This is a genomic window from Enterobacter sp. BIDMC 30, assembly GCF_000534355.1.
Taxonomy (GTDB): domain Bacteria; phylum Pseudomonadota; class Gammaproteobacteria; order Enterobacterales; family Enterobacteriaceae; genus Enterobacter; species Enterobacter ludwigii.
Genome location: NZ_KI973169.1, coordinates 3,374,126 through 3,388,723, shown reverse-complemented (window position 1 = coordinate 3,388,723; position 14,598 = coordinate 3,374,126). Strand labels below are relative to the sequence as shown.

The window sequence follows — 14,598 nt, the reverse complement described above, 5'->3', positions numbered from 1 at the left end:
ATTGATACGACGCAATAACCCCTCCCTCCAAAGTAGTAATACTCCTCCGAATGAAAGTCAGCATAAAAAACCAATAACGAAGTCATTCGTTATATATAAAACTATATAGCGGCATATGCCGCCTCTCTTTTCTTTGTGAGCAACCAAAGTGAGTCTCTATGAAAATCAAAGCGCCTGAAGCGTTAATGGCTGCCGAGGTCACTCGCCGTGGGTTGATGAAAACCACGGCAATTGGTGGTCTGGCCGTTGCCAGCAGCGCCTTTACGCTCCCTTTTTCTCGTCTGGTGTCGGCGGCGGATGCGCTGTCCCCGACCACCCCGGAAAAAGTGGTGTGGAGTGCCTGTACCGTAAACTGCGGTAGCCGTTGTCCACTGCGTATGCATGTGGTGGATGGTGAGATTAAATATGTCGAAACCGATAATACCGAGGACGATAACTACGAGGGGTTACATCAGGTCCGCGCCTGCCTGCGCGGCCGTTCAATGCGTCGTCGCGTTTATAACCCGGACCGCCTGAAGTACCCGATGAAACGCGTTGGCAAGCGTGGAGAAGGGAAGTTCGAGCGCATTAGCTGGGATGAAGCCTACGATATCATCGCGACGAACATGCAGCGTCTGATCAAAGACTACGGCAACGAATCCATCTATCTGAACTATGGCACCGGGACGCTCGGCGGCACGCTGACCCGCTCCTGGCCACCGGGGAAAACGCTGGTGGCCCGTCTGATGAACTGCTGCGGCGGTTATCTGAACCATTATGGCGACTACTCTTCGGCGCAGATTGCCGCCGGTCTGAACTACACCTACGGTGGCTGGGCTGACGGTAACAGCCCGTCTGATATCGAAAACAGTAAGCTGGTGGTGCTGTTCGGCAACAACCCGGGTGAAACGCGCATGAGCGGTGGCGGGGTAACGTACTATCTCGAACAGGCGCGCGCCAAATCGAATGCCCGCATGATTATTATCGACCCGCGCTATACCGACACCGGTGCAGGGCGTGAAGATGAGTGGATCCCGATTCGTCCAGGCACCGATGCTGCGCTGGTCTCCGCGCTGGCGTGGGTGATGATCACTGAAAATCTGGTCGATCAGCCGTTCCTCGATAAATACTGCGTCGGTTATGACGAGAAAACATTGCCAGCCAGCGCGCCGGCTAATGGCCACTATAAGGCCTATATTCTCGGTCAGGGCAGCGACGGTATTGCCAAAACGCCGGAATGGGCGTCCACCATCACGGGAATTCCGGTAGACCGTATTGTTCAACTGGCACGCGAGATTGGCTCGGCTAAACCGGCCTATATTAGTCAGGGCTGGGGTCCACAGCGTCATGCGAACGGTGAAATTGCCACCCGTGCCATTTCGATGCTCGCCATTCTGACGGGTAACGTGGGCATTCATGGCGGTAACACGGGTGCGCGTGAAGGCTCCTATGACGTGCCGTTTGAACGTATGCCGACGCTGGAAAACCCGGTTCAGACCAGTATCTCCATGTTTATGTGGACTGATGCCATTGAACGCGGCCCGGAAATGACTGCGCTGCGTGACGGCGTGCGGGGTAAGGACAAACTGGATGTCCCGATCAAGATGATCTGGAACTACGCCGGAAACTGTCTCATCAACCAGCACTCTGAAATTAACCGCACCCATGAAATCCTGCAGGATGACAAGAAGTGCGAGATGATTGTGGTGATCGACTGCCACATGACTTCTTCGGCAAAATATGCCGATATTATTCTCCCGGACTGCACGGCCTCTGAGCAGATGGATTTCGCGCTGGATGCCTCCTGCGGCAACATGTCCTATGTCATCTTTACCGATCAGGCCATTAAACCTCGCTTTGAGTGCAAAACCATCTATGAGATGACCTCTGAGCTGGCGAAACGTCTTGGCGTTGAGCAGCAATTTACCGAGGGGCGCACGCAGGAAGGGTGGATGCGTCATCTGCATGAACTCTCTCGCAAAGCGATCCCTGACCTCCCGGATTTCGATACCTTCCGTGAGCAGGGGATGTACAAACAGCGTGATCCGGAAGGCCACCACGTGGCGTACAAAGCTTTCCGTGACGATCCGCAGGCCAATCCGCTGACCACGCCATCGGGCAAAATTGAAATTTATTCCGAAGAGCTGGCAAAAATTGCCTCTACCTGGGAGTTGCCGGAAGGGGATGTTATCGATCCGCTGCCGATCTACACGCCGGGCTTTGAAAACTACAACGATCCGCTGACCGCGAAATTCCCGCTGCAGTTGACCGGCTTCCACTACAAAGCACGTGTTCACTCTACATATGGCAACGTCGACGTACTGAAAGCTGCCTGCCGTCAGGAGATGTGGATTAACCCGATGGATGCCAAAGCCCGTGGGATCAGCAATGGCGACCGCGTGCGCATCTTTAACGGTCGCGGTGAGGTACACATTGAAGCCAAGGTGACTCCGCGCATGATGCCTGGCGTTGTCGCGCTGGGGGAAGGGGCCTGGTATAGCCCGGATGCGAATCGCATCGACCAGGCAGGCAGTATTAACGTACTGACCACGCAGCGTCCGTCGCCACTGGCGAAGGGCAACCCGTCCCACACGAACCTTGTTCAGGTTGAAAAGGTGTAAGGAGTAACCGATGACAACCCAGTATGGATTTTTTATTGATTCCAGCCGCTGCACCGGGTGCAAAACCTGCGAGCTCGCCTGCAAGGATTACAAAGATTTAACCCCGGACGTCAGCTTCCGCCGTATTTACGAATACGCGGGCGGTGACTGGCAGGAAGACAACGGTGTCTGGCACCAGAACGTATTTGCCTACTACCTGTCGATTGCCTGCAACCACTGCGAAGACCCGGCCTGCACCAAGGTCTGCCCGAGCGGGGCGATGCACAAGCGTGACGACGGGTTTGTGGTGGTGGATGAAGATGTCTGCATCGGCTGTCGCTACTGCCACATGGCCTGTCCGTACGGTGCCCCGCAGTACAACGCCGCCAAAGGGCATATGACCAAGTGCGACGGCTGCCACACCCGCGTGGCAGACGGCAAAAAGCCGATCTGCGTGGAATCCTGCCCGCTGCGCGCGCTGGACTTCGGTCCTATCGACGAGCTGCGTAAAAAACATGGTCAGCTGGCTGCCGTCGCGCCGCTGCCGTCCGCGCACTTCACGAAGCCAAGCATCGTGATTAAACCTAACGCCAACAGCCGCCCGACAGGGGATACCACCGGCTACCTGGCAAACCCGAAGGAGGTGTGAGATGGGAAGTGGATGGCATGAATGGCCGCTGATGATCTTCACGGTCTTTGGGCAGTGTGTGGCGGGCGGTTTTATTGTCCTCGCGCTGGCGCTGCTGAAAGGAAATCTCACTGCTGAGCAACAACAACGTTTAGTGTTGAGTATGTTTGGCCTGTGGGTGCTGATGGGAATTGGCTTTATTGCCTCTACGTTGCACCTCGGCTCGCCAATGCGCGCGTTCAACTCCCTGAACCGGGTGGGCGCGTCGTCACTCAGTAATGAAATCGCCAGCGGGGCGATCTTCTTTGCTGTGGGTGGGCTGGGTTGGCTGCTGGCAGCACTGAAGAAATTGCCGGCAGGGCTGCGCAGCGTGTGGCTGATTGTCACGATGGTGCTGGGCGTGGTGTTTGTGTGGATGATGGTGCGGGTCTATAACACCATCGACACCGTGCCGACCTGGTACAGCATCTGGACGCCGATGAGCTTCTTCCTGACGCTGTTTATTGGTGGGCCGCTTCTTGGCTTCATGCTGCTGCGCGTCGCGGGTGTTGACGGTTGGGCGATGCGTTTGCTGCCTGTCGTTTCACTGCTGGCGCTGGTGGTGAGCGCAGTCGTCACCCTGATGCAGGGCGCGGAGCTGGCAACCATTCACAGCTCTGTTCAGCAGGCGTCTGCCCTGGTGCCGGCATACGGCTCGCTGATGGCCTGGCGCGTGGTACTGCTGGTGGCGGCACTGGTGTGCTGGATTGTGCCTCAGCTTAAGGGGTATCAACCCGCGCTGCCGCTCCTGTCACTGGCTTTTGTGCTGGTCCTCGCAGGTGAACTGATCGGCCGCGGTGTGTTCTACGGTTTGCATATGACCGTAGGTATGGCCGTCGCCAGTTAACGTTGCAGTGGGTGAGATAAAGCCGGGACGGAGCGCCCGGCTTTTTTTATTTTAATCATGAAATTTTTCGACTGACGTTTTGTTTTCACTTCGGGCATTAATAAATAAAAACAGATACATAATTAATATCTATAGCAGGCGTTGCATTAGCAGGATAAGTTTTTTAAATCGACAGGGAACATATCGTGCGTGGCGGTGAAACCAGTGGATTGACTTTGTTTTTGCCAGTGGCATGATGCGCACGAAATCTGAACTTCCTCACGGTTTTTAATCCATGACCATCTATACCCGGCCAGTGCTTTTATTGCTCTGTGGCCTGCTTCTGCTGACCCTGGCGATCGCAGTGTTAAATACGCTCGTCCCGCTGTGGCTCGCCCATGAAAACTTACCGACCTGGCAGGTGGGTATGGTCAGCTCGTCCTTTTTTACCGGCAACCTGCTGGGTACGCTGGTTACAGGAAGCCTGATTAAACGCTTTGGTTTTAACCGCAGCTATTATCTGGCCTCGCTGCTCTTCGCTGTCGGATGTGCCGGGCTGGGCCTGATGGTCGGCTTCTGGAGCTGGATGGTATGGCGCTTTATCGCCGGAGTGGGTTGCGCGATGATTTGGGTGGTGGTTGAAAGCGCGCTGATGTGCAGCGGCACATCACGTAACCGCGGACGCCTGCTGGCAGCCTATATGATGGTTTATTACATCGGTACCGTGCTTGGTCAACTGATGGTGAGCAAACTGCCAACCGACCTGATGAGCGTTCTGCCGTGGGTGACGGGAATGGTGCTGGCAGCAATCCTGCCGCTGCTCTTTACGCGCATTGTGAACCAGAACAGCGAACACCAGGAAGCAACCCACGTCTGGCCAATGCTGAGACTGCGTCAGGCGCGCCTTGGCGTTAATGGCTGTATTATCTCCGGAATTGTGCTTGGTTCACTGTATGGCCTGATGCCGCTTTATCTGAACCATCAGGGCGTCAGCGATTCCGGGATCGGTTTCTGGATGGCGGTGATGGTGAGTGCGGGGATCGTCGGTCAGTGGCCGATTGGACGCCTGGCCGATCGCTTTGGTCGCCTGTTGGTGCTGCGTGTTCAGGTTTTCGTGGTGATCATGGGTTGTCTCGCCATGCTCAGCAATGCGGCGATGGCGCCTGCGCTGTTTATTCTGGGTGCCGCAGGTTTTACGCTCTATCCGGTCGCGATGGCCTGGGCCTGTGAGAAAGTTGAACATCACCAGTTAGTGGCAATGAACCAGGCGTTGTTACTGAGCTATACCATCGGCAGCCTGCTGGGACCGACCTTTACCGCGATGCTGATGCAGAATTACTCCGACAATTTGCTGTTTATTATGATTGCCAGCGTATCGTTTATTTATCTCTTAATGCTGCTGCGCAAAGTGGGAGAACACCCGACGCCTGTGGCGCATGCCTGATTAATAAAAAGCCAGTCGATGACTGGCTTTTTTGTCCCCATCACATATAAGACTTTTACGTATTGTTTGTTTATTGCACCAGGCGATAATTCAGGTGAGTTCTATCACTAAAAGGCAACAATCATGTCTACTCGTCGTTTTACCACTACCGCTCTGGCAGTAGTGTTGTCTTTAACGTTTGCTACAGCTCCGGTCATGGCTAACCCGGGTAACGGGAATGGCAGTGGTCACGGGAACAGTGGCGGACAAGGTAATGGCGGCAGTCACGGCAATTCCGGTAGTCATGGCAACGGAAATTCCGATACCCACGGTAATAAACAAAATAACGGTCAGGAAAATCCAGGTAAATCGAATAAAAGCGTCAGTGACGATGTCGACACCCGTGTGAGCTTCGATCATGCCCGTCACCTGGCACTCAATTACGGCTTAACAGGTTATGAGTCACTGCCTCCGGGTATTGCGAAGAACCTCGCACGCGGTAAACCGCTCCCTCCGGGCATTGCGAAGAAAACCGTGCCGGCCTCTATGCTGGGCCAACTTCCTTCCTATCCTGGTTATGAATGGCGTGTCGTCGGTGACGATCTGGTCTTAATTGCGCTGAGTACTGCGGTTGTGACCACCATTATTAATGGCGTCTTCAGATAATATAAAAAAGGCCCGGTTCTCACCGGGCTTTTTCTTAATACATTACCTTGTGGCCGTACTGTTCAAGAATACCTTTCACGCGTTCCATCGTCTCTTTCTTCGGCGGCTTAACGCCATCGAGTTTATATTCTTCGCCCATGGCGACCCACTTGTGTTTACCCAGTTCGTGGTAGGGCAGAAGCTCAATTTTCTCAACGTTGCCCATATCGCGGGTAAATTCTCCCAGCCGATGCGCGGAATCGTCATCATCTGACCAGCCAGGTACAACAACATAGCGGATCCAGGTTTTGATGCCTTTCCCGGAGATGTATTTGGCGAACTCCAGCGTACGGTGGTTGGAAACACCCACCAGATTTTGGTGGATCTCATCGTTCATCTGTTTGAGATCGAGCATCACCAGGTCGGTGACGTCGAGCAGTTCATCAATGACCGGATCGTAGCGGCGGACAAAACCGTTTGTATCGAGACAGGTATGAATGCCTTCTTTGCGACAGGCGCGGAACCAGTCGCGCACGAATTCGGCCTGCAGAATGGCTTCACCGCCGGAAGCGGTTACGCCGCCGCCCGATGCGTTCATAAAGTGACGATAGGTCACCACCTCTTTCATCAGTTCTTCGACGGTCACTTCTTTGCCGCCGTGCGTATCCCAGGTGTCACGGTTATGGCAGTACAGGCAGCGCATCAGGCAGCCCTGGAAAAAGGTGATAAAGCGGATACCCGGGCCATCGACAGTGCCACAGGATTCAAAGGAGTGAATGCGACCAATAATTGACATTGCGGTGATATCTCCAGCATCGGCCCGTCCGGGGCCTGTGTATGCACAGCTCAAAACCGGCTGTGTTTAAGTCTGTTTTGGCTGTTATCCATAGAGTATAGATAGCGGACAAAAGAGACTGTGATGGAGAGAGTGTTAAAAAGGCCCCACGTATGTGGAGCCTTTATTGTACGCCTTTTAACGCGTGATTTCAGTCAATTCCACTTACATGGACTGAGTGAAAGTACGGGTGATAACGTCCTGCTGCTGTTCTTTCGTCAGGGAGTTAAAACGTACTGCGTAGCCGGATACACGGATGGTCAGCTGAGGATATTTCTCAGGGTGTTCCATCGCATCAAGCAGCATTTCACGGTTCATTACGTTCACGTTCAGGTGCTGACCACCTTCAATGGACGCTTCGTGGTGGAAGTAACCATCCATCAGACCCGCGAGGTTGGTTTTACGTACTTCGTCGTCTTTACCCAGCGCATTTGGCACGATAGAGAAGGTGTAAGAGATACCATCTTTCGCGTAAGCAAACGGCAGTTTAGCAACGGAGGTCAGAGAGGCAACAGCACCTTTCTGGTCACGACCGTGCATTGGGTTAGCACCAGGACCGAATGGCGCACCTGCGCGACGACCGTCTGGGGTGTTACCGGTTTTCTTACCATACACAACGTTAGACGTGATGGTCAGAACAGACTGAGTCGGGATAGCGTTACGGTAAGTGGTCAGTTTCTGAATTTTCTTCATGAAACGTTCAACCAGGTCAACCGCCATGTCATCAACGCGAGAGTCGTTGTTACCAAACTGCGGATATTCGCCTTCGATTTCGAAGTCAACAGCCAGACCGTCTTCGTCACGAATTGGTTTAACTTTCGCATATTTGATTGCAGACAGGGAGTCAGCCGCAACGGACAGACCTGCGATACCACACGCCATGGTGCGGATAACGTCACGGTCATGCAGCGCCATCAGAGAGGCTTCGTAGCTGTACTTGTCGTGCATGTAGTGGATAACGTTCAGGGCAGTGACGTACTGTTTAGCCAGCCAGTCCATGAAGTGATCCATACGCTCCATGACTTCATCGAAGTTCAGAACGTCGCCTTTGATTGGTTCAGACTTAGGACCAACCTGCATTTTCAGTTTTTCATCAACGCCGCCGTTGATTGCGTACAGCATGGTTTTCGCCAGGTTTGCACGCGCACCGAAGAACTGCATTTGTTTACCAACAACCATTGGGCTTACGCAGCATGCGATAGCATAGTCATCGTTATTGAAGTCCGGACGCATCAGGTCATCGTTCTCGTACTGCAGAGAAGAGGTGTCGATGGACACTTTAGCGGCGAATTTCTTGAAGTTCAGAGGCAGTTTTTCAGACCACAGAACGGTGATGTTCGGCTCCGGAGAAGGACCCATGGTGTACAGGGTGTTCAGGAAGCGGAAGCTGTTTTTGGTAACCAGAGTACGGCCATCAACACCCATACCACCGATAGATTCCGTTGCCCAGATTGGGTCACCAGAGAACAGCTCATCGTATTCAGGGGTACGCAGGAAGCGAACCATACGCAGTTTCATGACCAGGTGGTCAATCATTTCCTGAGCGTCTTGCTCGGTGATTTTGCCCGCTTTCATATCACGTTCGATGTAAGCATCCAGGAAGGTGGATACACGACCGAAGGACATTGCTGCACCGTTCTGAGACTTAACAGCGGCCAGGTAGCCGAAGTAGGTCCACTGGATAGCTTCCTGAGCGTTGGTTGCAGGACCAGAGATATCGCAGCCATATTTAGCCGCCATTTCTTTGATCTGACCCAGCGCGCGATGCTGTTCAGCGATTTCTTCACGCAGACGAATAGTCGCTTCCAGGTTTACACCGTTTTCCAAATCAGACTGCAGGGAAACAAACTGCGCGTATTTGTCTTTCATCAGGAAGTCGATACCGTACAGCGCAACGCGACGGTAGTCACCGATGATACGGCCACGGCCATAGGCATCTGGCAGACCAGTCAGAACGCCAGATTTACGGCAGTTCAGAATGTCTTTGGTGTAAACATCGAATACACCCTGGTTGTGGGTTTTGCGGTATTCGGTGAAGATTTTTTTCAGCATTGGGTCCAGCTCGCGGTTATACGCTTTGCAGGAACCTTCAACCATTTTGATACCACCGAACGGGATGATCGCACGTTTCAGTGGTGCTTCAGTTTGCAGACCAACGATTTTCTCAAGGGCTTTGTTAATGTAGCCAGCATCGTGAGAAGTGATGGTAGAAGCAACGGAGGTGTCAAAATCAACTGGCGCGTGAGTGCGGTTTTCCAGTTTTACGCCTTCCATTACGCTGTCCCACAGCTTGGTGGTCGCGTCAGTTGCACCAGCCAGGAAGGATTCGTCACCTTCATACGGGGTATAGTTTTTCTGAATGAAGTCACGTACGTTTACTTCATTCTGCCAGTCACCTTTCGCAAAACCTTCCCAGGCTGTGGCTAACTTTTCATTAAGCTCGGACATGTAACACCTACCTTCTTAAGTGGATTTTTTATTTACTGCCTGAGATAACCATCAATGATGGTCGTCGCCACGCAGGTAAATGACCCAGTATGTCAACCCAACTAACAGACCCCCACCGATAATGTTCCCGATAGTGACAGGGATCAGGTTATCAGTAATGAAATTCATAATAGTCAGGTGAGAGAAACTTTCCGGGGTTGAACCAACAGCAGTCCAGAACTCCGGGCTTGCAAAGTTGCGGATTACAATTCCCATTGGGATCATAAACATGTTCGCAATACTGTGCTCGAAGCCGCTGGCAACAAACATCGCAACCGGCAGAACCATAATCATGGCTTTATCCATCAGGCTACGACCCGAGTAGCTCATCCAGACAGCCAGGCAGACCATCAGGTTAGCGAGGATGCCGAGAGCAACGGCTTCGATAAATGTGTGGTGCATTTTGTGGTCTGCGGTCTGCAGGACGTTGAGTCCCCAGCCACCGTTGGCGGTCATATACTCGCCAGAGAGCCACATCAACAGAACAAAGAGCAGACAGCCAATCAGGTTGCCAACATAGACATTAAGCCAGTTGCGCGCCAGTTGACCCCAGGTAATTCTTCCGCTGGCTTTTGCCACGACAATCAACACTGTAGAAGTGAAGAGGTCGGCGCCGCAGATGACGCAAAGAATCAGTCCCAGTGAGAAGCAAATACCGCCAATCAGTTTCGCCATGCCGAAAGGCATCGCGGCAGTACCGGTGGTAGCAGTGATGTAGAAGACAAACGCGATAGAGATGAACACACCAGCCGTGATCGCCAGATAGAACGTCTTCATCGGGTGTTTCGTTGCTTTATAGACACCCGCTTCTTCGGCAACTTTGGCCATAGCAGCTGGGAGTAAAAGATCAAAAGGGTTGTCAGCTTTCACACTAACTCTCTCTTTATTAAGTCGGCGACGAGATACTAACAAAGCATTATAGAAGAGAAATTGATATAGATCATATCTCGCCTGGCTTATAGGCCCGCAATGTGTATGGATTTACAGCAAAAGCGGAGTAAGTATTTGATTATCCGTATAAAAATAAATTTTAAAAGTTATGAAAAGAGTTGAATTATTTCTTTCGGCCACCTCTGCAACAGTTAATTAATATGGAGTAATTACCATAAAAAGTAACAGTAAAGCCCAGGTAAATATTATTATATTTACCCATATTTAACTTTATTATTACAATCAACAGTCATTGCCGAAAAAAATAAAAAACGGGGCAATGAAATTGCCCCGTAATATAGCCCAGACGATTGAATACGCCTACAGCTGATAATGTTATATGCGCTTATTTTGACCAGTAAGCGGATTTCGCCTTCTGCAATTTTTCATACGCTTTCAGCAGAGACTGATGTGCCGGGAAGGCTTTCAGGTCGCTATCCACAGCCTGAAGACCATAGAACGGCGCTTCACCGCTCAGTGCTGCGCTGGCGGCTTCAACGGCGTCAGCACCGTACATGCGAACAAACGCATTCAGGTATTGCAGCGGCTGACGATCTTCTTCCTGCGCGAGAAGCAGCAGGGTTTGCAGGCAGCGATAGTAGTTAGTGCGCTCGGCAGAGAAGACAGACTGGTTAAACTCCATAGTCCACTCGGTCCAGGCCAGAGCCTGATCCAGATCGCCGCCAGCCAGTGCCAGCATTGCTTTCAGCTCACCAATACGCAGGGTATACCAGCCGTTATCTTTACCGGTCGCCAGACCCAGCAGCTCGCGTACGCGGGTGAAGTCATCATGGCCTTCCTCGTCCAGTTGCGCGATCAGGTTCAGGTAATCTTCTTTTTCCCATTCGCTGCCCGGCAAGGCCAGCAGGGTTTCACGCAGGTGCGCGCCCATGCTGTTGTTCGCCAGCCACAGATCTTCTGCCGGATAGATGTCGGACATGCCCGGCACCAGAATGCGGCAGGCGTACACGCCAAGGTGTTCGTAGTCAGCGATGTAGACTTCTTTATCTTCCGCCTTAAAGATAGCCATCAGCGTGGCGAACTCTTCTTCGGTGGTACCTGCAAAGCTCCAGTCGACGAACGGATAGTCCGCGTCCTGCTTAAACAGATCCCAGGAGATCAAACCGCTGGAGTCGATGAAGTGGGTTTCAAGGTTGGTGTGCTCGGCCACTTCTTCGTCGTCAAAGGTTGGTGGCGTAAACACGTCCAGATCTTTCAGGCCACGGCCCTGCAGTAATTCGGTGACGGTACGCTCCAGCGCCACGCCAAAGTCAGGGTGCGCGCCGAAGGAGGCGAAGCAGGTTCCGTTTTCAGGGTTAAACAGCACCACACAGATAACCGGGTATTTACCGCCCAGCGAGCCGTCATAGGCAAAGATTGGGAAACCTTCCGCTTCCAGCCTGGCGATGGATTCCACCACGCCCGGGTAGCGCGCCAGCACGTCAGCCGGAATTTCAGGCAGGCTGATGGATTCGGCAATGATGCGGTTTTTAATGTGGCGTTCGAAGACTTCAGACAGCCCCTGTACGCGCGCTTCATTACGGGTATTACCGGCAGACATACCGTTGGACACATACAGGTTGCCAACGATGTTCATCGGGATATAGACGGTCTGCTCATCAGACTGACGCGTGAACGGCAGGGCGCAGATACCACGATCCTCATTGCCGGACTGCAGATCGATCAGCATGCTGGCGGTCAGTTCGTTTTCCGGATCGTAGAACGCACGCAGACGCGCGTCGAGAATGCCTTCCGGCAGCGCGTCGTCTTCAGGCAGCGGGAACCATTTTTCGTTTGGATAGTGCACAAACGGGCCGTTGGCGATGGTTTCACCCAGCCAGAAATCGGCGAAGAAATAGTTGGTCGACAGACGTTCAAAATACTCACCCAGCGCAGAGGCCAGTGCCGCTTTTTTTGTCGCGCCTTTACCATTGGTAAAGCACAGGGCACACTCTTTATCGCGAATATGCACGGACCAGACATGAGGCACCGGGTTGAGCCAGGAGGCTTCTTCGATATTAAAGCCCAGGTCGGTCAGTTTCTGCTGGAAGCGAGCGATGGAATCTTCCAGAGCGGCGTCTTTGCCGGGGATAAACGTTTGAGTCATGGCGTTCACTTTTATCGTACGTAAAGCGCGCAATGATACGGGTTTTGCGTGACAGGTGCTATCTTCGGCGAAAATAAAAGACTCGACTATGCTTACAGACAGTAACTTACTGTTAAGGCATAGAAAAATGAAAGCATTTGATCTCCAGCGGATGGCGTTTGATAAAGTTCCTCCTGAATTTTTGGGCGAAGTGGCCCTGCGCAGCCTGTATACCTTTGTATTGGTCTTCCTGTTTCTCAAAATCACCGGGCGGCGTGGCGTCCGGCAGATGTCCCTCTTTGAGGTGCTGATTATTCTGACGCTGGGTTCAGCGGCGGGGGATGTCGCCTTTTACGACGATGTGCCGATGGTGCCGGTCTTTATCGTTTTTGTCTCACTGGCGCTACTTTACCGGCTTGTCATGTGGCTGATGTCGAAAAGTGAAAAGCTGGAAGATCTTCTCGAAGGGAAGCCGGTGGTTATCGTCGAGAACGGGCGGCTGGCCTGGGAAAATGTACAGAGTGCCAACATGACCGAGTTCGAGTTTTTTATGGAACTGCGTCTGAATAGCGTTGAACAACTCGGGCAGGTGCGGCTGGCAATCATGGAAACGAACGGGCAAATCAGCGTCTATTACTATGCTGACGACGAGGTGAAGCCGGGGCTCTGTATTCTGCCGGATATGCTTATTGAGCGTTTCACGACCGTGCCTGAGTCAGGCGAATATGCCTGTATAAGATGTAGCCATGTTGTGGCGATGCAGCCGGGCGATCATCAATTATGTCCCCGCTGTACAAATCCGGAATGGACGAAGGTTAGCCGGGCCAAACGCCTTACCTGACAGCCATATTGTCGGTTTTGCCGCAGTGAGATGGCAGATTGTATTGTGTGACGCGGGACACATTTCACCGGTCATAAGTTTTAGACATTGCGGCGCGTGTCACTGAATGATAAAACCGATATCCACAGTTATAACTTATTGCTTTTAGCGTGGTGAGGGGAAATGGCTCAAGTCTTTAATTTCAGTTCAGGTCCGGCGATGTTGCCGGCAGACGTGCTTAAACAGGCTCAACAGGAACTTTGTGACTGGAACGGTCTGGGTACGTCGGTGATGGAAATCAGCCACCGTGGTAAAGAGTTTATTCAGGTGGCGGAAGAGGCAGAAAAGGATTTTCGCGATCTGCTGAACATTCCCTCAAACTACAAAGTTTTGTTCTGCCACGGCGGTGGCCGCGGTCAGTTTGCTGGCGTCCCGCTGAATATCCTCGGCGACAAAACCACGGCAGACTACGTTGATGCGGGTTACTGGGCGGCAAGTGCGGTTAAAGAAGCCAAAAAGTACTGCTCGCCAAATGTTATCGACGCCAAAATTACCGTTGATGGCCTGCGTGCCGTGAAGCCGATGAGCGAGTGGCAGCTCTCTGATAACGCTGCGTATCTGCACTATTGCCCAAATGAAACCATCGACGGGATTGCCATCGACGAGACCCCGAACTTCGGTAAAGACGTGGTGGTTGCAGCCGATTTCTCCTCAACCATTTTGTCCGCGCCAATTGACGTCAGCCGCTACGGTGTTATCTATGCGGGTGCGCAGAAAAATATCGGCCCGGCGGGTTTGACGATCGTCATCGTGCGCGAAGATTTGCTGGGTAAAGCCCATCAGTCTTGCCCGTCTATTCTGGATTATACGGTCCTCAACGATAACGACTCCATGTTCAACACCCCCCCTACGTTTGCCTGGTACCTCTCTGGCCTGGTCTTTAAATGGCTCAAGCAAAACGGCGGCGTGGCGCAGATGGACAAAATCAATCAGCAGAAAGCCGACCTGCTGTATGGCGTGATCGATAAGAGCGATTTCTACCGTAACGATGTCTCGAAAGCTAATCGTTCTCGTATGAATGTGCCGTTCCAGCTGGCGGACAGCAACCTGGATAAAGTCTTCCTTGAAGCGTCCTTCGCTGCAGGCCTGCATGCGCTGAAAGGCCACCGTGTTGTAGGCGGTATGCGTGCCTCTATCTATAACGCGATGCCGCTGGAAGGGGTTAAAACCCTGACCGATTTCATGATCGACTTCGAACGTCGCCACGGTTAATTACGCTGTTTTTCACCCCCGTAGCCCT

Annotated in this window: 11 protein-coding genes; 7 read left to right on the top strand and 4 right to left on the bottom strand. The window is 52.6% G+C overall.

Annotated features, from left to right (window positions below):
• The first annotated feature begins 158 nt into the window (after nucleotides 1–158).
• The 5 genes from dmsA (at nucleotide 159) to L466_RS06435 (ending at nucleotide 6,161) form a co-directional block, all read left to right on the top strand.
• Entirely contained in the window at nucleotides 159–2,600 is a 2,442-nt protein-coding gene (gene dmsA / locus L466_RS06415; RefSeq protein ID WP_032681335.1) for a dimethylsulfoxide reductase subunit A, read from the top strand.
• A 10-nt stretch (nucleotides 2,601–2,610) separates the two neighbouring features.
• Entirely contained in the window at nucleotides 2,611–3,228 is a 618-nt protein-coding gene (locus L466_RS06420; protein ID WP_014169373.1) for a DMSO/selenate family reductase complex B subunit, read from the top strand.
• A 1-nt stretch (nucleotide 3,229) separates the two neighbouring features.
• Entirely contained in the window at nucleotides 3,230–4,093 is an 864-nt protein-coding gene (locus L466_RS06425; RefSeq protein ID WP_014169375.1) for a dimethyl sulfoxide reductase anchor subunit family protein, read from the top strand.
• A gap of 274 nt (nucleotides 4,094–4,367) precedes the next feature.
• A complete protein-coding gene (locus L466_RS06430; RefSeq protein ID WP_014169376.1) occupies nucleotides 4,368–5,516 on the top strand; it encodes an MFS transporter in 1,149 nt (382 codons plus the stop codon).
• Nucleotides 5,517–5,639: 123 nt separating this feature from the next.
• Nucleotides 5,640–6,161, top strand: a complete 522-nt coding sequence (locus tag L466_RS06435) for an anti-virulence regulator CigR family protein (protein WP_032681334.1) — start codon at nucleotides 5,640–5,642, stop codon at nucleotides 6,159–6,161.
• Between the two features lie 34 nt (nucleotides 6,162–6,195).
• On the opposite strand, the gene pflA is transcribed toward L466_RS06435, so the two are convergent.
• From pflA to ycaO, 4 genes are all read right to left on the bottom strand, one after another.
• Nucleotides 6,196–6,936: a pyruvate formate lyase 1-activating protein gene (gene pflA / locus L466_RS06440; protein ID WP_020884823.1), complete on the bottom strand. Its 741-nt coding sequence runs from the start codon at nucleotides 6,934–6,936 to the stop codon at nucleotides 6,196–6,198.
• Nucleotides 6,937–7,140: 204 nt separating this feature from the next.
• On the bottom strand, nucleotides 7,141–9,423 hold the full coding sequence (pflB, locus tag L466_RS06445) for a formate C-acetyltransferase (protein WP_014169380.1): 2,283 nt from the start codon (nucleotides 9,421–9,423) through the stop codon (nucleotides 7,141–7,143).
• 51 nt (nucleotides 9,424–9,474) lie between these two features.
• On the bottom strand, nucleotides 9,475–10,332 hold the full coding sequence (gene focA / locus L466_RS06450; RefSeq protein WP_025204555.1) for a formate transporter FocA: 858 nt from the start codon (nucleotides 10,330–10,332) through the stop codon (nucleotides 9,475–9,477).
• A gap of 406 nt (nucleotides 10,333–10,738) precedes the next feature.
• A complete protein-coding gene (gene ycaO, locus L466_RS06455) occupies nucleotides 10,739–12,499 on the bottom strand; it encodes a 30S ribosomal protein S12 methylthiotransferase accessory factor YcaO (RefSeq protein ID WP_032677795.1) in 1,761 nt (586 codons plus the stop codon).
• Between the two features lie 127 nt (nucleotides 12,500–12,626).
• Between ycaO and L466_RS06460 the strand changes: the two genes are divergently transcribed.
• Nucleotides 12,627–13,319, top strand: coding sequence for a DUF421 domain-containing protein (locus tag L466_RS06460; RefSeq protein WP_020884820.1), 693 nt, complete (start codon nucleotides 12,627–12,629; stop codon nucleotides 13,317–13,319).
• A 162-nt stretch (nucleotides 13,320–13,481) separates the two neighbouring features.
• Nucleotides 13,482–14,570: a 3-phosphoserine/phosphohydroxythreonine transaminase gene (serC, locus tag L466_RS06465; protein ID WP_014169384.1), complete on the top strand. Its 1,089-nt coding sequence runs from the start codon at nucleotides 13,482–13,484 to the stop codon at nucleotides 14,568–14,570.
• The last annotated feature ends 28 nt before the right edge of the window (nucleotides 14,571–14,598 follow it).